15 protein-coding genes are annotated in these 16,318 nt (G+C 65.9%); 2 read left to right on the top strand and 13 right to left on the bottom strand.

Annotated features, from left to right (window positions below; all coding sequences use genetic code 11):
• Positions 1 to 129: 129 nt before the first annotated feature.
• The 8 genes from K6753_RS04825 to K6753_RS04790 form a co-directional block, all read right to left on the bottom strand.
• Positions 130 to 2,805 carry an excinuclease ABC subunit UvrA gene (locus K6753_RS04825; protein ID WP_223675047.1) on the bottom strand — a complete coding sequence of 892 codons (2,676 nt, stop codon included), beginning with the start codon at positions 2,803 to 2,805 and terminating at the stop codon, positions 130 to 132.
• A gap of 167 nt (positions 2,806 to 2,972) precedes the next feature.
• Positions 2,973 to 3,467 carry a hypothetical protein gene (locus K6753_RS04820; RefSeq protein WP_223675046.1) on the bottom strand — a complete coding sequence of 165 codons (495 nt, stop codon included), beginning with the start codon at positions 3,465 to 3,467 and terminating at the stop codon, positions 2,973 to 2,975.
• 98 nt (positions 3,468 to 3,565) lie between these two features.
• The gene (locus tag K6753_RS04815) at positions 3,566 to 4,450 is read right to left on the bottom strand and encodes an aspartyl protease family protein (protein ID WP_223675045.1); all 885 of its coding nucleotides are present in this window, start codon (positions 4,448 to 4,450) and stop codon (positions 3,566 to 3,568) included.
• A gap of 182 nt (positions 4,451 to 4,632) precedes the next feature.
• Positions 4,633 to 5,094: a fasciclin domain-containing protein gene (locus K6753_RS04810; RefSeq protein ID WP_223675044.1), complete on the bottom strand. Its 462-nt coding sequence runs from the start codon at positions 5,092 to 5,094 to the stop codon at positions 4,633 to 4,635.
• Positions 5,095 to 5,350: 256 nt separating this feature from the next.
• Positions 5,351 to 5,641: a hypothetical protein gene (locus K6753_RS04805; RefSeq protein ID WP_223675043.1), complete on the bottom strand. Its 291-nt coding sequence runs from the start codon at positions 5,639 to 5,641 to the stop codon at positions 5,351 to 5,353.
• A 69-nt stretch (positions 5,642 to 5,710) separates the two neighbouring features.
• Entirely contained in the window at positions 5,711 to 6,121 is a 411-nt protein-coding gene (locus tag K6753_RS04800; protein ID WP_223675042.1) for a DUF3037 domain-containing protein, read from the bottom strand.
• Positions 6,108 to 6,875 carry a HipA family kinase gene (locus K6753_RS04795; RefSeq protein WP_319936653.1) on the bottom strand — a complete coding sequence of 256 codons (768 nt, stop codon included), beginning with the start codon at positions 6,873 to 6,875 and terminating at the stop codon, positions 6,108 to 6,110. The genes K6753_RS04800 and K6753_RS04795 overlap by 14 nt, the downstream gene beginning before the upstream one ends.
• Positions 6,876 to 7,277: 402 nt before the next feature.
• Positions 7,278 to 7,550 carry a hypothetical protein gene (locus tag K6753_RS04790; RefSeq protein WP_223675040.1) on the bottom strand — a complete coding sequence of 91 codons (273 nt, stop codon included), beginning with the start codon at positions 7,548 to 7,550 and terminating at the stop codon, positions 7,278 to 7,280.
• Positions 7,551 to 7,820: 270 nt separating this feature from the next.
• On the opposite strand from K6753_RS04790, the gene K6753_RS04785 reads away from it, so the two are divergent.
• Positions 7,821 to 8,198 carry a VOC family protein gene (locus K6753_RS04785; protein ID WP_223675039.1) on the top strand — a complete coding sequence of 126 codons (378 nt, stop codon included), beginning with the start codon at positions 7,821 to 7,823 and terminating at the stop codon, positions 8,196 to 8,198.
• Between the two features lie 25 nt (positions 8,199 to 8,223).
• Here the strand turns inward: K6753_RS04785 and K6753_RS04780 are convergent, their stop codons facing one another.
• Together K6753_RS04780 and K6753_RS04775 are read right to left on the bottom strand one after the other, a co-directional pair.
• The gene (locus K6753_RS04780) at positions 8,224 to 8,814 is read right to left on the bottom strand and encodes an NADPH-dependent FMN reductase (RefSeq protein WP_223675038.1); all 591 of its coding nucleotides are present in this window, start codon (positions 8,812 to 8,814) and stop codon (positions 8,224 to 8,226) included.
• Between the two features lie 48 nt (positions 8,815 to 8,862).
• The gene (locus K6753_RS04775; protein WP_223675037.1) at positions 8,863 to 10,005 is read right to left on the bottom strand and encodes a GGDEF domain-containing protein; all 1,143 of its coding nucleotides are present in this window, start codon (positions 10,003 to 10,005) and stop codon (positions 8,863 to 8,865) included.
• A gap of 186 nt (positions 10,006 to 10,191) precedes the next feature.
• Between K6753_RS04775 and K6753_RS04770 the strand changes: the two genes are divergently transcribed.
• Positions 10,192 to 10,815, top strand: coding sequence for a transposase (locus tag K6753_RS04770; protein WP_319936646.1), 624 nt, complete (start codon positions 10,192 to 10,194; stop codon positions 10,813 to 10,815).
• A 119-nt stretch (positions 10,816 to 10,934) separates the two neighbouring features.
• On the opposite strand, the gene K6753_RS04765 is transcribed toward K6753_RS04770, so the two are convergent.
• The 3 genes from K6753_RS04765 to K6753_RS04755 all read right to left on the bottom strand — a co-directional run bounded on the left by K6753_RS04765 (position 10,935) and on the right by K6753_RS04755 (position 16,150).
• Positions 10,935 to 11,924 (bottom strand): phospholipase D-like domain-containing protein, encoded by a 990-nt coding sequence (locus tag K6753_RS04765; RefSeq protein ID WP_223675036.1) that lies wholly within the window; start codon positions 11,922 to 11,924, stop codon positions 10,935 to 10,937.
• Positions 11,925 to 12,441: 517 nt separating this feature from the next.
• Positions 12,442 to 14,238, bottom strand: a complete 1,797-nt coding sequence (locus tag K6753_RS04760; RefSeq protein WP_223675035.1) for an AlwI family type II restriction endonuclease — start codon at positions 14,236 to 14,238, stop codon at positions 12,442 to 12,444.
• A gap of 1 nt (position 14,239) precedes the next feature.
• Complete coding sequence (locus K6753_RS04755) at positions 14,240 to 16,150, bottom strand: Dam family site-specific DNA-(adenine-N6)-methyltransferase (protein ID WP_223675034.1); 1,911 nt, start codon at positions 16,148 to 16,150, stop codon at positions 14,240 to 14,242.
• Between the last annotated feature and the right edge of the window lie 168 nt (positions 16,151 to 16,318).

Genomic DNA, 16,318 nt, shown 5'->3' with positions numbered 1-16,318 from the left:
CATCACTGCGCCGCGGCACCCGAATCTAGCAGAACCTCAACCGCACCCCGCCGGAGCCCCGAACCCGGCGTGCCACGTATCCGCGCGAAACCGTGACGCGGGTCCGGGTGGCGAAGCGACACGCCGCGGTCACTCGTTCAAAGCGGCCTTCAAGTACTCCGCCGTCCGGCTGGCGCGCACCTTAGCGACCTCACGCGGCCGGCCCTCGGCGACGATGCGGCCGCCCCGCTCGCCCGCCCCGGGCCCCATGTCGATCACCCAGTCGGCCTGCGCGACGACGCGCATCTCGTGTTCGATCACCACCACGGTGTTGCCCGCCTCCACCAGGCGGTGCAACTGCTCCATCAGACGGTCGACGTCGGCGGCGTGCAGGCCAGTCGTCGGTTCGTCTAGCACGTACAGGCTGCGGCCGCGCTGGCTGCGCTGCAGCTCGGTGGCCAGCTTGATGCGCTGCGCCTCGCCGCCGGACAGCTCGGTGGCCGGCTGGCCCAAGCGCAGGTAACCCAGGCCGATTTCGCGCAGGAGATGCAGCGGTCGGGCGATGGCGTCCTGCCCGTCGAAGAACGCGCCGGCCTGCTCGACCGTCATGCCCAGCACCTCGGCGATGTTGCGACCGTTCCACCGCACCTGCAGCGTCGCCTCGTTGTAGCGGGCGCCGTGGCACGTGGGGCACGGCGCATGGACGCTGGGCATGAACAGCAATTCGACGCTGACCACGCCCTCGCCTTCGCAGGTCTCGCAACGGCCCTTGGCGACGTTGAAGGAGAACCGCCCAGCGTCGAAGCGGCGGCGGCGCGCTTCGGGCGTGGCGGCGAACAGCTTCCGCACGTGGTCGAACAGGCCGGTGTAGGTGGCCAGGTTGGAGCGCGGTGTACGGCCGATCGGCTTTTGGTCGACCTGCACCAGCCGCTGCACGGCATCGACGTCGCCGGTCAGGTGCCCATGCGTGCGTTCGATGGCGGACGGCGCGTCGGGCGTGTCGTCGTCGCTGTCCTCGGGCTCGTGGCCCAGGTGCAGGCGGACGAGTTCGGCCAGCGCCTGCGCGATCAGGCTGGACTTGCCGGACCCGGAGACGCCGGTGACCGCGGTCAGCACGCCCACCGGGACGCGCGCGTCCAGCCCGTGCAGGTTGTGGCGGTGCAGGCCCTGCAGTTCGAGCCAGCCCGATGGCGTGCGCTCCAGGCTGGCCGGTGCGGGCGTGGTGCCGAACAGGTACTGCGCCGTCCGCGACTGCTTGATCGTGGCTAGTCCGTCCGGCGGGCCGCTGTAGAGCACCTTGCCACCACGCTCGCCGGCGTCGGGGCCGACGTCGACCAGCCACTGCGCGCGGCGCATCAGCTCCAGGTCGTGCTCGACGACGAACACCGAGTTGCCGGCGTCGCGCAGCTGCTCCAACGCGTCGTACAGCGCCTGGCTGTCGGCCGGGTGCAGGCCGGCGGAGGGCTCATCAAGCACGTAGACCACGCCGAACAGGTGCGACTGCAACTGCGTGGCCAGGCGCAGGCGCTGCAGCTCGCCGGGCGACAGCGTCGGGGTACTGCGGTCCAGCGACAGGTAGCCCAGCCCCAGCGCCTGCAGCGTATGCAGGCGGGCGACGACGCCTTCGGCCAGGCGCTGCGCGGCGAGGCGCTTCTCTTCCGACAGCGCCGGCGTGCGGCGCACGTCTGGCGCAGCAGCGTGGGTGGCCTGCTTGGCGGCGGCGCGCTTTGCCCGGTCGCGTTTGGTCGCGGTGGTGTTGGTGGTGCCGCCGCCGGCGTGCGCGTCGAACTCACCGCGTGCGACCGGCTGCAGCAGGTCGACCACACGGTCCAGCGGCATCTGCGACAGCTCGCCGATGTCGGCACCGGCGAACGTTACCGACAGTGCCTCGCGCTTGAGCCGCTTGCCGTCACACTCCGGACAAAGGCGTCCCTCCAGGAAGCGCGACACCCGCTTCTTCATCAGCGCGCTCTGGGTGTTGGCAAACGTGTGCAGCACGTAGCGCCGCGCGCCGGTGTAGGTGCCCATGTAGCTGGGCTCGGTCTTTCGCTTGAGCGCGGCGCGCGTCTCGGCCGGGGTGAAGCCGGCATAGACCGGCACCGTCGGCGTCTCCTCGGTGAACAGGATCCAGTCGCGATCCTTCTTCGGCAGGTCCTTCCACGGCCGGTCCACGTCATAGCCGAGCGTGACCAGGATGTCGCGCAGGTTCTGCCCGTGCCAGGCCGGCGGCCACGACGCGATGGCCTTCTCGCGGATGGTCAGCGACGGGTCCGGCACCATCAGCGCCTCGGTCACCTCGTACACGTGGCCCAACCCGTGGCAGCGCGGGCACGCACCCTGCGGCGTGTTGGGCGAGAAGTCCTCGGCATACAACATGGCCTGCCTGGCCGGGTACACGCCGGCGCGGGAATACATCATCCGTACCAGGCTCGACAGCGTGGTCACGCTGCCGACGCTGGAGCGCGCATTGCTGGCACCGCGCTGCTGCTGCAAGGCAATGGCCGGCGGCAGCCCCTCGATCGAATCGACATCCGGCACGCCGGCCTGGTCGATCAACCGCCGCGCGTACGGCGCCACCGACTCGAAGTACCGGCGCTGCGCCTCCGCGTAGATCGTGCCGAACGCCAGCGACGACTTGCCCGAACCGGACACGCCCGAAAACACCACCAGCTGGTCGCGGGGCACGTCGAGGTCGACGTCCTTCAGGTTGTGCTCGCGCGCGCCGCGCACGCGCACGCAACCGGTGTCGCGGGCGATGGCGGGGGCGCGGCCGGCGGCAGATGACTTGGGGGTGGATCGACGCTTGGTGGCAGGGGCGCGGGGCATGCGACAGCTCTTGTGGGGACGGCACACGCTAGCCCGCGGACGTGAACGCCGGGTAGGTGTTGCGTCACTCGATGCCCTGGCATCCCGCAACTGACGGCATATGACCCAAGCGAAGGCGGTGGGTCGCCCGACGCTTCGCGGCGGCGACTGTCACCGTGCCGAGACGGCTAGCGCAGCGGCGCGCCAGGCCTGCTCGCCGCAGCCGGGGCAGCACCGCCGCCGATCCAGATGCACGAGTAGACGCACACCGTTCCAAACGTCAGCTCGTCATCCCCGCCACCCTCGTCCACCGGGCACTCTTCGATTTCCAGGAAGCAGACACTGTCTCCATCCAGGCGGTAGCCGGGACAGGGCTCACAGCCGCCCGAGCCTCCGCTGTCCGCACGGCGGGCGATGGTTTCCGACTCCTGTGTCACCTGCAGCTCGTCAGAACCCGTCCTCTGCTGCCAGGCCCGGATGTCACCGACGAGTTGGCGGTGCTTGCCCTGCTGGGCCGGGGTGGGCCTGCCACCCTGCGCTGCCTCGCCCTGCAGCATGGATACCCGTTGTTCCAACGCCTGCAACTGGGGGTCGGCCGACGCCGTGGGGGCGGACGTGCGGCAGCCCAGCGCCGCGGCCGTGATCGTGAGGGCGAGCAGCCACGCGTGCGTGAGCGATTTCATGGCATCTCCGGTGTCCGCGCAGCGCGCCATCGGCGCCGCACTGGATGCCAACGCCACGAGGCGACACGGTGGGACAGGCCCGATCGGGACCGCCGCCCTCAGCGCTCGATCAGCAGCCGCTGGCCCGGGTAGTCGACGACAAAGCGGCGATCGCCCATCAGGTCGAGGCCGAGGATCATGCCGGGCGCCTTGTCCATGCCCATCGGCTCGAACACCGGCAGGTCGCCGATGGCCAGCGGGGTCGGCGGGAACCCGGTGGCACCGATGCCGATCGTCTCGAACGGGCGCGTGTGGTACTCGAACGCGTGCCTGGTGACGCCGCTGTCCATGGTGGCGGCCTGCAGGCCGTCGGACTGGGGCGTGACGCCGGCAGCCCGGGCCGCGTGCCAGTTCATGAAGGTCCTTCGCGCGCCGGTGTCGAGTACGGCCGTTACCGGCACGCCGTCCAGGGTCACGTCCAGCATCACGAAGCCGAACTCCGGCATGAGGCGGACCGGTACGGAATCCCAGCCCTTCGTGGAGGCCGGCAGCTCGCCGGGCCGGTGCAGGCCGAGGCGGTCGGACACCAGGTCGAACTCGACCAGATGGCCGCCCAGCACGTCGCGCCCCAGCACGCCCATGACCTCCTCGCCGTGCTTCGCCGACGCCGGGAAACCGGACACCAGCAGGTCGTCAGCCTCCTCGCCGGCCACCGACAGGCGCGGCAGGCGGTAGCGCTGGATCATCTGCGACCCGCCGGCGCCGTAAATCTCGACCTCCGCGCCAGGCTCGGGCACCAGGCCCATGCGGGCGCGTCCGTGCTCGTACAGCGCCGTGGCGCTTGCGCCCGTGTCTACACCGAACAACTGCGACCCGTGCCCGTCGATCTGCACCTGGGTCACCAGGTGACCCGCGCTGCTGCGTTGCAGCGGCTGGCTGCCGGCGTAGGCCGCGGCGGGCGCGAGAAGCGCGAGGGACAGCAGGACGGTCGGCAGCGGCTTCATGACGGGGCACCGAGGATGGATGCGCCGCATCGTAGGCAGTCGCTACGCGCCAGCGATGTGCAGGAAGTGGGGGTGTAGACCGGGGCCGGGCATGCACCTGCCCCCATGCTTCGCACAAAAGAACGGCAGGGGGTTGCCCTGCCGCTTGTCGAACACGGGGCCCGTCGCTGGGCCGTCGCGGTTTACTGCTTGGTGGCTGATGCCGTCGGCATGATCACGCGGTCGATGCCGTGGATGACGCCGTTGCTGCAGCCGATGTCAGCCTTCGACACCTCGGCCCCGCCGACGAAGACCTTGCTGCCTTCCACCTTGATGGGGGCGGCCTGGCCGTTCACGGTCTTGGCGGTCTGCCACTTGCCGACGTCGGCGGCGCTGTTGCGGCCGCTGACCACGTGGTAGTTGAGGATCGAAGCCAGCTCGGCCTTGTTCTCCGGCTTCAGCAGGCTGTCGAGCTTGCCCGAGGGCAGCTTGTCGAACGCCGCATCGGTCGGGGCGAACACGGTGAACGGTCCGCTGCCGTTGAGCGTCTGGGACAGGCCCGCCTGCTCGACGGCCTTGCCGAAGGTCTTGAAACTGCCGTTGGCGGCAGCGCGGGCCAGCAGGTTGTCGCTGCTGGAGGAAGTCGTGGAAGTCATGGTGTTCATGGGAAGTACCTCGAAACGATCCAGGCACACACTTGCGCCTACGCCGGAACCGGGACGGCCGAAGCCGGATCCGCCATCGAAAAATGGCGGAAAGAATGCTCAGTGCGGAGAGTGGGCGGAGGTGCAGCGCGGCTGAGTCGCCGTCACGACATTGCATCGTGGTGCCAGGGGACAGTGCGCCCCGGCAGGTTACTTCTCTGTGAGTGCGGCCCCGATACGCCGACCCGTTGCTGGCAGGCGTCGCTCTTTCGTGCCGTCAATCGCGCCTGAGACGGCGCGCGGCTTCGGCTGCGGCCTGCAGGACACGGAGGTATTCCTCACGGTGCTTCGGGGCCTGAGCGGCCGCGCTCTCCAGCCCTTCGAGGTACGCCGCCACGGATGCCGACGCGTTCCACAGGTCGCCCAGTTCGCGCATGGTCGTGTCCACGGCACTGCGCAGATGCCAATCAACGTTCATGCCCTTCTCGGCCTGGTTGGCCAGGTCGATGACGCGCAGAAGGTGCGGCGTGACCAGACCGACGACGGTGGCTCTCGGGGGGGCGTTCATCCAATCAACCCTGGCTTCGGAACGAGTGAAGGGTAACCCGGTGGGCGCGGCGCCGCGCGACTGCGGTTCCTAAACCGGGACCGCCGGCGGGAGCACCCGCACCATGCGCGTCATCAGGTGCTCCAGCGTGGCGTCCAGGTCGCCGGCGCAGCGGCCCATGTGCACCGGCGAGGTCTGCAGGATCGCGCTGCGCTTGGCGGTCAGCCAGTGGAAGCGGGCGCGCGGGGGCAGCAGGCCGATCGGCGCGGCCGCTTCACCGCCCTCGCAGACCGCCGCGATCGCGGCCAGGTGGCGGCCGACCAGTTCCAGGTCGATGGACGGGTCGAGCGCAAGCAGCCGGGTCGGATCCACTTCGATGCGGGCTTTCAGGAAACGGGCGCGCTCGCAGGAGAGGATCACGCCGACATTGACGAACTCCTCGCGCTCGACGCGCGGCACCACGCGGATCACCGCGTAGTCGTAGGTGTCAGCCTCGCGCATCGATCGCCTCCTGCACAAAGCCGGCGCGCCGGGCCAGGCGCGTGGTGAGGTAGTCGACGTACGCCGCGCGCTGGGTCGCCGGGTCGCCGAACGTGTCGCCCCCCTGCAGCCAGTCGTCGGGCACCTGCGAAACGATCCGGGCGATGACGTCCCCGTCCAGGCGTTGCGCGAGGTCGGCGTCGACCTCGGCCAGCTGCGTGGCCCATCGCAGCAGCACGTGGTCGCGGATCAACGCGAATGGCTTGGCGGCCTGCGAAACGTCGCCGTCCCAACCGTGGTGGAAATACAGCGCCGCGCCGTGGTCGATCAGGTACAGCTGGCGGTGCCACACCAGCATGTTCGGATTGCGCGCGGTGCGGTCGACGTTGCTCGTGAACGCATCGAACCAGACGATGCGCGAGCACAGGTCGGCGTCGGGCTGTTCGGCAACCGGGTCGAAGTTGATCGCGCCGGGCAGGTAGTCCATCCCCAGGTTGAGTCCCGCGCTGGCCTTGATCAGGTCCTGGATCTCCGGGTCGCCCTCGGTGCGTGCCAGTTCGGCATCCAGGTCCATCAGCACGATTTCCGGCACCGGCAGGCCCAGCGCACGCGCCAGGCCGCCGCAGATCGCTTCGGCGACCAGCGCCTTCGGCCCTTGGCCGGCCCCGCGGAACTTGAGCAGGTATAGGCCCTGGTCTTCTCCCTCGACCACGGCCGGCATCGAACCGCCTTCGCGCAGGGGAGTGATGTAGCGGGTGGCGGGCAGGCGGCGCAGAGGCATGGCGGAAGGATACCGGTCCGCCTGCAATCAAGAAGGGGCAGGCTTACGTCCCACGCGCCCCCGGAATCCGCCTGACGGACCGTTCGGCGCAAAGCCGATAGGCCACACCGAGCCGCGCACCACTCTGAACGCATGGCCCGCCTGCCCCGCTTCGACCAGCCCCGAACGGGGCGGCGCCTGTCGGAACCCGCTAACCGCCGACTTCAACGACGAGGACCTCGCTGCCAGCCGCCTCTTCCTGCGACAGCAGCGCGACTATGGCCGTGACGACTTCCGGGCGATGGTGGAGGCCAAGACCCGGCGATTCGCTGGGGTGCGGCCGGCGCATCGGCCGGGCCGCGGTTGAAGGGCCAGGAAGTGAACCTGACCCCGTTGTTGGGCTGACTCCCCCACCGCTTAGCAGCGGTGCCACGTCTCGCTGTAGTACGACCAGGTGCCTCCGGCATTACGTCGATACACGAGGCGCTTGTAGTGCCAGATGCCGTTGAACTTGCGGTGGTCCGTCACCCAGGCCTTGTAGCAATTACTGCTCCGGGGAGAGCAGTCACCCCACAGGCCCTTGTCGCCTATGGACGGGCATGCGGCCTGGGCGACCGAGGGCAGCAAAAGAGCTGCGCCCAACAGCGAAGCGGCCATGAAGCCGCTGAATGAAGACAGGTACTTACTCATCGATCAATCCTTTTCATCGATATTCCTTGGGGAGGCGCTAATCGCGGTGGGTGCGAGACGTGTGTGCCGCAGGTGGCGGCCCACGGAGAAAGGCTGACCCACTGCTCGTCGCAAAGCTGTCAACGCGCCCGGCCTCGAGTGTCACCAACGCACCGAAGAACGCGCGCCGCGTGTTAACGCACCGTTGACGTCGTTCCAACGTCGTCCCGCTCACGGTCACAAATCCGTGCCCCTTTTGCGCGACGGACGTACCCAGATGCGGAGAGCCCCATGCTGAAGCACAAAACCTCAAGCGCCATCGTCGCAGTCAGCGACCTCGAACGGGCGCGGGACTTCTACAGCAACACGCTCGGCCTCGAGCCCAGCGGCGACGATATCGATGGCGTGCTGGGATACCAGACCGGCGACACGCAGCTTGTGGTGTACCGCTCCGCGGATGTCAGGCCAGGCACCGGCAACGCGGTGGTCTGGCGGGGCGGCGATGACGTGGAGGCCATTGCGGAGTCGCTGCGCGCAAAGGGCGTGACGCTCGAGGAATATCCGCGGCTGGGCATGGACATGCACCGCGGCGTGCACCGGCGCGATGGCTTCGCGGCCATCTGGTTCAAGGACCCGGACGGCAACATCCTGCACGTCCATAGCATGTAAGAGCGGGTCCAACGGGCTCACCCGCTCAGAAGGGCGGCGCCTTCCGTGCCTTCTGCAGCCGTGCGGCCTCCATCCACCAGGCCAGGTCGTCGGCGAAGCGGGCGAAGCTCTTCTCTAGGAACTTTCCGGCCTCGTCGATTGGCTGCCCCTGCGCGTCCAGCGTCTTGCCGATGGGCCCGACGTTGACGGTGCTGGAGATCACCACCATGCCCATTTCCGACAGCGTGCCGTGCCAGGGGACGCTGCCGCGCGCACCGGCTAGGCGCCCGGCCGAATAGCTGACGATGCCGGCGGGGCGCCAGAACCACTCCTCCAGGAAGTGGTCGGTGAGGTTCTTCAGGCCCGGCTGCATGCCCCAGTTGTACTCGCCGGGGACGAACACGAAGCCATCGGCGCCGCGGATCTTGCCGGCCAGTGCCTCCATGGCCTCCGGCGCCTCGCCCGGCGGGTACTCCTTGTACATGCGGTCCAGCATCGGCAGGTCCACCGCCTTGGCGTCGATCAGCTCGGCGTCGACGCCGCGGGCCTGCAGTGCGCGCACGCAGTAGTCGGCCAGGCGGATGCCCATCCGGCCTGCGCGGTAGGAGCCGTAGAAGACAAGGACGCGGTCGGACATGTGGACCTCGGTAGTGGTGGGCGTGAGGGCTGCTGGCGCGGAACGTGGCTACAGCACTTCCAAGCTCGGAATCTTCACTGACCCCCGCTCTCGAAGTGAACCTGACCCCGCTGTTGGCCCCCCCTCACCTGCGCAGACGCAATTGCCGCCCAATTCCTTCGCGCGGTACAGCGCCCGGTCGACGCGCTGCAGCGCGGTGTCGAGGGTGTCGGCGGGGTGCAACAGGGCCGTGCCGAGGGAGGCCGTCACCTGCGCGACCGGCGCCACCGGCACGGCGGCGATCGCCACGCGCAGGCGATCGGCGATGCCATGCAGCGCCCCTGGATCGACATCGGGCAGGATCACAAGGAACTCCTCACCGCCCCAGCGCGCGATGCACTCGCTCGGCCTCAGCAGGCGCGCGCAGGTCGCGGCCACAACCCGCAGCACACCATCACCGGCCGGATGGCCATAGGTGTCATTGATGGCCTTGAAGCGGTCGAGGTCCAGCATGACCAGCCCGGCGGTGCCACCTCTGGCCAGCACGTCGCGGAGCACGCGCTCGCCGAACAGGCGGCTGTTCACCCCGGTGAGGGGGTCGCGATGCAACTGCACCTCGATGCCGTCGCGTTCGGAGGCCAGCCGCTGGATCTTTCCCATGAGGCCACGCTGCACCGGCAGCAGCACCACGAGCATGAGGCTGGCGGGCCCAAAGGCCATGGCCAGGTCCACGCCGCGCGGCGTCCCCAGTTCCCCCGGGTGGGTCAGCAGGTAGACGAGCACCGGCGACGCCACCAGCAGCCAGCCGACCGCGGCGGCGACGTACGCGCGTCGGCCCGGCACGAAGATCATGAGCATGGCCATGAACACCGCGAACAGCGACGACATCGGCGGCAGCGTGTCGATCAGGCGGACGTCCGGCGACAGGCTTGCCTGCACCGTATAGAGCCACGCGGGCGCCATCAGCGTGAGGGCCGAGAGGCACAGGGCGATGCGCGTGATGACGCCCACCCATGCGGGCCGCAGCCACAGCGCGCAGACGAGACCTGCCAACAGCGCGCTGACCACAGGCGGAAGCACCCGATCCATGGGCCGATGGACCGGGCCGAGCCAGTGCATCGCGGTGGCACAAACGCCCGCCAGCAGGGCCAGCGAGAGCATGACCATCATGGCCACGCGGAGGTACCGATCGTCTGGATCCTGCACGGGCATTCGGGGCTACCTGGGAATCTGGGCGTCGGCAGGCAAGGCAGCGACGTTATCGGCTGGCGTTGCGAAATCATGAAGCGAAAACAGGGGTCAGAGTCGACTTTCCGACAGCGCGATGCGGCGAGGACTGATACACCGGGCCCCGGGGGCGCGCCCACCATGGCCCACCCACCGCATCGCACGGACGCCATGCCCCGCCTCCCTCGCATCGACCTGCCCCACATTCCGCAGCACGTGGTCCAGCGCGGCAACGACCGCCGGCCGTGCTTCTTCCAGCCTATCGACCACGTGCGCTACCTGGACGAGCTGCGCACCGCCGCCACCCGCGCCGGCTGCGCCATCCACGCGTACGTGCTGATGACCAACCACGTGCACCTGCTGGTGACACCGGGCGCCGGCGGCCAGGTCGGCGCGATGATGCAGGCTCTGGGCCGCCGCTACGTGCGCTACGTCAACGACCGCTACGGGCGCACCGGCACCCTGTGGGAGGGCCGCTACAAGGCGTGCCCCGTGCAGAGCGACGCGCACCTGCTGCGCTGTTACCGCTACATCGAGCTCAACCCGGTCCGCGCAGCAATGGTGGCGAAGCCCGGTGACCACGCGTGGTCCAGCTACGCGGCTAATGCGTTGGGAACGCGCGACGCGCTGGTGACGCCCACCCGCAGTACCTGGCGCTTGGCGGCGACGACGCCGCGCGACTGTCGGCCTACCGTGCGTGGGTCGCCGAGGCGGTCACGCCCGAGGAGCTGGAGACCATCCGCAACCGGCTGCAGCGCCAGCAGGCGCTGGGCACTGACCGCTTCACCTCGATGATCGAAGAGCAGCTGGGGCGGTCCATCTGCCCCGGACGTATCGGGCGGCCCCGCCGGCAAGCGGTACCCGCCGAAACAGACTGGACAGACTGAGAAAGTCGACTCTGACGCCTGTTCTGGTCAGCGTGCCGACAGCGCCCTCCGAAAAGCATTAACCATGATTCTTCGGTCATCCCGGCTCCATCCGCGCGCACCCTTATTCGCAAAATAGGTCGTAATGGCTTCTGCGGAGGCCGGGCTCATGTACTCCGAGGCAGGCAGTAGCTTAGAGAGCACGCGAATCTCAGCTAGCCCAAGCTTCTCGACCATGCTGCTGGCATTGCAGATGAGCTCGATCGTCTGTAGCAACTTCTTCTCTGAGCTTTCCAACGCGTTGGCTACAAAAAAATCGGAAACCTCCTCGCTAAGCGAACAGAATCGGAGAAATGACCGCTTTGCTGCTACTAACCTCGCATTAAGTTCGGAAAGGACCTCGTCGGGTGTGTCGAGCAACCAACCACACCAGGCAAGAGCGAGATCCTCATGCGTGCTGGTGTTCTTGGCAGCCTTCCCAAGCGAGGTCAGGGTTCCATCGGAAACAAACCCCAACAATTTCATCTCGCTCACTGTCTTGCCATCGGCGGAAGGCCAGTTGTCTAAGGCCTCGCGCGCTAGCTGCAGAGTCCGAACGTTGTTTCCCGCGTGGTCAAAATTCAGCATGCCAATAGGCTTAACTAGTGATTCAAAAGCATCCTCGTAGGTTTCTGCGAGATCCGCAGGCGAGCCTGAAACTTCAGGCCCTGTCGTAGTCACAACCATCTTGAGTCGGTTCTTGGCTCGCGAAGCTGCTGCAAGCTTCCAAATACCCTCCATTTCCCCGAGTACTGCGGCGTTCACCGCTATACTGTGGCGCTCGCAAACCTCATCGAACCAAACGCTCAGTTCTCTGAGATGACTGGGCTCGTTGCCACCTACGCCAACCTCTACCCCGGTCCGTAGTGCCGAGAGGCTAATGTTTGCGCTCCCCAAGACATAGCGTAAGGGTGTGCCATCTGAGCTCACGGAAAGGTAGCACTTAGGATGATAGGTGGCATTGCCACGGAAAACTCGCGTTGCCACGCCGTCATTCATGGCCATCCTGACGGCCGTAGGATTCGTGATTGAAAGCTGGTCAGTAAATATTAGCTTTGAACGCTGAAGAATCTGTTTGCTGAAGATGCTTCTTATGATTTCCCAGCCCTGAGGTTGCAAGTAACTACAAGCGATCTTAAGAGAGTGCGAATCCCGAAGCTGCGCGATTGCAGTTTCGAACGAATTGCCTTTTCCGTCGTTAAGAATTAACAATTCAGTTCGCTCCACTCTCTACGAAAGGGTAGAAGTTTTTCCAAATGTCCGACAAGCATACACTCCTGTGCTAAGTCATTGATGCTCCGCTCCTTGCCCCCCATTTCCCCTGTTATGTACAGGGGTGACGTCAATGTGTGACTTGTCGTCAGACATAATCTCATGCCATCTCTTACACCAAGGAGGGGCGTTGGTCGAATAAGGAGCCAGGAAGATTATGGACATCAATCGCCTGAGTAGCGTATCGAAATGTATCAGTCGCGCCGACGTGCGCACTAAATAGATGCCAACTCGAGAGCGAGCCTTAAGTGCAATCTGCGGCTTCAGAGGTGCTGGAATAAGCTTGAATGTGCTCGCGAATGTGGGTTCCGATTGTCGCTTTCCATGCCGGCGCTCCTCCACAGAAGGCGCGGTCTGCACAGCATGCGTCGAGCAGCGCCCGGATATGTTTAACGTCGACTTTGCCATGGGTGAACACCGCCCTAAAGAATTCGCGGAAGTCTTCGAGCGTGATAGGCACCACGTCCAGAGTCAGGCGGGTGTCGTCGGGCAGATACCAGGATCCGATACGGAATGTCTCGGCGGTGTTGCTGTCGACCTTCACAGCGACGAATAGCCCATAGACCGGCTTTTTCTTCGCGCCGTACTCCATCACCGTCTCAGCCACGTGGCGCCGCACCGGCTCGCCCTCGGCAGCCTCTTGCCGTGAGTGGGTGGTCAGCGTTACTTCGCAGACCATGACGAAGTCCTCGAACTCAAACACCATGTCCGGCTGGCCGCCCGATGCGCAGCCCATCGGCAGGAACTCTTGGTCGACGTTGAATTTGCGGGCATGGCCCGGCGCATTCACCAGGCTGTCGATGGCGAGGAAGGCCCGCCACAACACCCACTCCAAGTAAGCCGGCCGTTCCTGCTTGGGCACCGAAATGAAGCGTGGCTCGCCGTCCACCTCGCCCGCCGGGTAAGTCTTGCCGGTGAGGATGGCGTCTATGTAGAGGATGATTTCTTCCCACTGCTCGGCTTGCTTCAGCGCGAAGGTCGCTTCCTTGTCCTCGAAGATCGCTTCTTCAACTTCGTGCGCCAGGCTCGAAATATCCGCCGCCGTAGCTTGGGGGCGGTTGGCGACGTCCACTGCCAATCCACGGGCCATCGCGATGGCTTGCAGTGAGTCCAGGTAGAGCTTGCCCGCCGCCCGGTCATCGGTCGGCAGCGCTCCGCCCTCCATCAAACACTGGATATAGCTTCTGTCGTCGAGGGGAACGTCAGTTTGCGCCGCCAGCAGATCCGCCAGCAACTTGCGTTCGACAGCGATGGCAATGCCGCGTCCCGAAGCGCGGAAAATGCCTGTGGCCTTCAAATAGCGTGCGTTGAGGTCAGCGTAGTCTCCGAAGGTTCCGGGCTTGTAGCTGTAGCGCGCCCCCATAGCCTTGAACGCGTCAGCGTCAAACTTCTTCTTGTTCGTCGATTTCTTTCGTTCCTCACGCAGCGCCGCAATCTCCCTTATAACGGCCGCCAAGTCCGACTGGCCGTTGGTGAAGGGCACGATGACCGCCATCTCCAGCGCGGTGAGCTTGGCTTCGAGGCCCGCCGCTTCCACCCCTTGAATCAGGCGCAGCGCGTGGCGCAGCGGATTGAAGCGTTCGAACTGGTATCGCGGTTCCCACGGATTCGGGATGCAGTACGCGGCCAACACGCGCAACAACTGCTCTTGAATGGCGGAACCCGTGGTGGCACTCAGCAAGCGCGCACCGCTCGGGGTGATGCGGTAGGGCGGGCCAACCCAGGCTTGGTCGCCCTGCTTCTCGGCAATCGGTGGCGTAATCAGGCCGAGTTGGGTAAACGCGGACCGCCATTTGCGGCCCAGATCCGACACATCGTCGTCCGCGCGGGTGATATCGACGACCCCAGCGGCGTCCAGTGCCATGGCGAAGGCGCTCTCGTTCTCTTTGCCGGTCAGATTGCCCTGCAGCGGCGAGTTGTCCAGGACCTTCAGGCCTTCGCGCAACCGAAACGGATTGCGCAGGGTGGTATTGCCCAGGTGCCAGGGGAAGACCGTCTTCTTAGGTCGAGCACCCTTGGCCGCTACCTTCTTGGTCTCCATGTCAGTAGCCCACGAAGAGATACTCGTGCACATCGTTCTTGTTGTTACCGACCTTGTGCCCCTGATTGCCAAACGAGTATTTGTGGTCGACGGGGACAACGTCCACGTGCGCCTTGTGGCCGGACATGATTTCCACCATCTCCTCCATCGTCGGCTGGCTGTTGGACGAATACGACACAAGTAGGATGTTGTCCTTGAATCGCTTAAACAGGGTATCGAACGCGTCGGCCGCGCCACTGCGCGAGCTGAAGGGCGTGGGATACGACTTGAACTTCTTGGTCTGGGTGTGTTGCTGGATCTCCACACCTTCCCAGTTCCGGGCCAGGCCCTCTACGAAGTGGTAGCGACGCACATACTCGTTGTCTGAGAGCGGTGAGTAGTAGGGAGGGTCCATGTAGACCAGGGCGCCCTGGGTAGGCTTCACCGCCATGGCATCGCCGTGGCGCGCCTCGTTGGCCTGGCCGTTGTCAAAGACCGCCGCATTCATGGCAGCCACCGCATCCAGGAAATGCTCGGCGAAGGACACCAGCAGGTCGCGGCGGCCGTCGTCGTAGCGATGGCCTACGTAGGTGAAAATACCCCGGGGGCGCTTCTTGAGGCAGGTGCGAATCAGGGCAGCTTTTGCGATGGCCCGGTGTTCGGGGGATTTGAGTCGGGCAATGTTGGCCCGCAGGTTGTCGATGAGGATGTTGTCCTCATCCGAGTAGTAGAGCCCCGGGAAAGTGGTCTGCACGAAACGGTCGGAGTGCGGCGAGGGCGTCAAGAGGGCGCGGGCGTGCTCCAGGGGCAAGGTGACGCCGTTGTTCTCGATGAGCGCCTTGGCATACACCGAGGCCATGGCCATGTAGTCGTTGCTCAACACCTGCTTGCCCTGGGCCTTGAACATGTAGCCGACCACGCCCGAGCCCGAGAACAGGTCCACCGCCTGGGTGAACGGGAACTGGGAGGCCACGCCCCAGATGCGGTCCAGCAGCTTGCCCTTGGCGCCCATGTAGCGGGTGGAGGGGTAGTTGAGGATCCGGGCATCGGGGGTCGCCACCAGGCGCAGGTTAAGCCGGCGCTTGGGCGGGATGTCCACAATCACGTCTTCGCCCACCCGGTTGCCTCCGTCAGAGTTGATGTGGCGCTTGGTCGCCACGACCACGCGCTTGAACGGGGCGTAGAGCTCGTTGTTCAAGGGGTGGTTGGAGTTGGTCAGCACCGTATGGCACCCGAGATCGTGCAGCCGCATGACTTCGTCGGCCAGCTCGTGGTGGTCCTCTTCATAGAACTGTTCCTTGGTGTAGCGCTTGAAGTCGGCGAACTTGGACACCGGGAGGTAAGGCGGGTCCAGAAAAACCAGGTCGCCAGGCTTGGCGTGGGCGCGCAGCACGTCTCGGAAGCCGCCTTGGAGGATGGTGGCCGGGGCCAGGGCCTTGTGCGCGGCTAGGAGCGCTGGCTCATCCAGGATGCGGGGGTTCTTATAGCGGCCGAAGGGGACGTTGAAGCGGCCCGCCTTGTTGACCCGGTAGAGCCCGTTGAAGCACGTCTTGTTGAGGAAGATGGTCCGAGCCGCAGCGCGGGCCGGAGACATGGTGGTCCAGTCCTGTGCGCGGGCCTGGTAGAAATCCTCTTCGGTGTTGCGATACAGCTCCAGCCAGCTAATGACCCCATTGAGGTCCGTGGCCATGGAGCGATATAGGTTAACCAGTTCGGGATTGATGTCGGCGATGACCGCGCGCTCGGGGCGCAGCGAGAAGAACACGGCGCCTCCGCCAAAAAACGGCTCGATGTAGGCGTTGAACGACTTCGGGAACCGGGCGTGGATCTCGGTCAGCAGCTGGGTCTTCCCGCCGGCCCACTTGAGCAACGGGCGGGCATCGGGCGTGCTGCTTCGGCGGGGGGCGGTGCTCGCAAGCGCCTTCGAAATCATCGGAACTCCATACGGTAGGGACCACCCCCTAGCGGGGCAGGCATCCTTCCGCGCCATGGTCTCACCGCCTGCGACGCAGGCCAATGTCTGTCCTCTGTGCGAGTGCGGGTGCGGGCCCGAGCGGCGAGCCACCATCTGCGGCTGCACGGCACTTATAGCCTGCTCAAT

The sequence above is a fragment of the Novilysobacter selenitireducens genome (assembly GCF_020026895.1).
GTDB classification, from domain to species: Bacteria; Pseudomonadota; Gammaproteobacteria; order Xanthomonadales; family Xanthomonadaceae; genus Lysobacter_C; species Lysobacter_C selenitireducens.
Note: the sequence above shows the minus strand (reverse complement) of the source record. Positions and strands in the feature narration are given on the sequence as shown.

Excerpts from the sequence above, each read along its gene's own strand:
- K6753_RS04825 (WP_223675047.1), bottom strand. The coding sequence starts at position 2,805 with ATGCCCCGCGCCCCTGCCACCAAGCGTCGATCCACCCCCAAGTCATCT.
- K6753_RS04815 (WP_223675045.1), bottom strand. The coding sequence starts at position 4,450 with ATGAAGCCGCTGCCGACCGTCCTGCTGTCCCTCGCGCTTCTCGCGCCC.
- K6753_RS04820 (WP_223675046.1), bottom strand. The coding sequence starts at position 3,467 with ATGAAATCGCTCACGCACGCGTGGCTGCTCGCCCTCACGATCACGGCC.
- K6753_RS04760 (WP_223675035.1), bottom strand. The coding sequence starts at position 14,238 with ATGGAGACCAAGAAGGTAGCGGCCAAGGGTGCTCGACCTAAGAAGACG.
- K6753_RS04755 (WP_223675034.1), bottom strand. The coding sequence starts at position 16,150 with ATGATTTCGAAGGCGCTTGCGAGCACCGCCCCCCGCCGAAGCAGCACG.
- K6753_RS04775 (WP_223675037.1), bottom strand. The coding sequence starts at position 10,005 with ATGCCCGTGCAGGATCCAGACGATCGGTACCTCCGCGTGGCCATGATG.
- K6753_RS04805 (WP_223675043.1), bottom strand. The coding sequence starts at position 5,641 with ATGAACGCCCCCCCGAGAGCCACCGTCGTCGGTCTGGTCACGCCGCAC.
- K6753_RS04800 (WP_223675042.1), bottom strand. The coding sequence starts at position 6,121 with ATGCGCGAGGCTGACACCTACGACTACGCGGTGATCCGCGTGGTGCCG.
- K6753_RS04790 (WP_223675040.1), bottom strand. The coding sequence starts at position 7,550 with ATGAGTAAGTACCTGTCTTCATTCAGCGGCTTCATGGCCGCTTCGCTG.
- K6753_RS04810 (WP_223675044.1), bottom strand. The coding sequence starts at position 5,094 with ATGAACACCATGACTTCCACGACTTCCTCCAGCAGCGACAACCTGCTG.
- K6753_RS04765 (WP_223675036.1), bottom strand. The coding sequence starts at position 11,924 with ATGAATGACGGCGTGGCAACGCGAGTTTTCCGTGGCAATGCCACCTAT.
- K6753_RS04770 (WP_319936646.1), top strand. The coding sequence starts at position 10,192 with ATGCCCCGCCTCCCTCGCATCGACCTGCCCCACATTCCGCAGCACGTG.
- K6753_RS04785 (WP_223675039.1), top strand. The coding sequence starts at position 7,821 with ATGCTGAAGCACAAAACCTCAAGCGCCATCGTCGCAGTCAGCGACCTC.
- K6753_RS04780 (WP_223675038.1), bottom strand. The coding sequence starts at position 8,814 with ATGTCCGACCGCGTCCTTGTCTTCTACGGCTCCTACCGCGCAGGCCGG.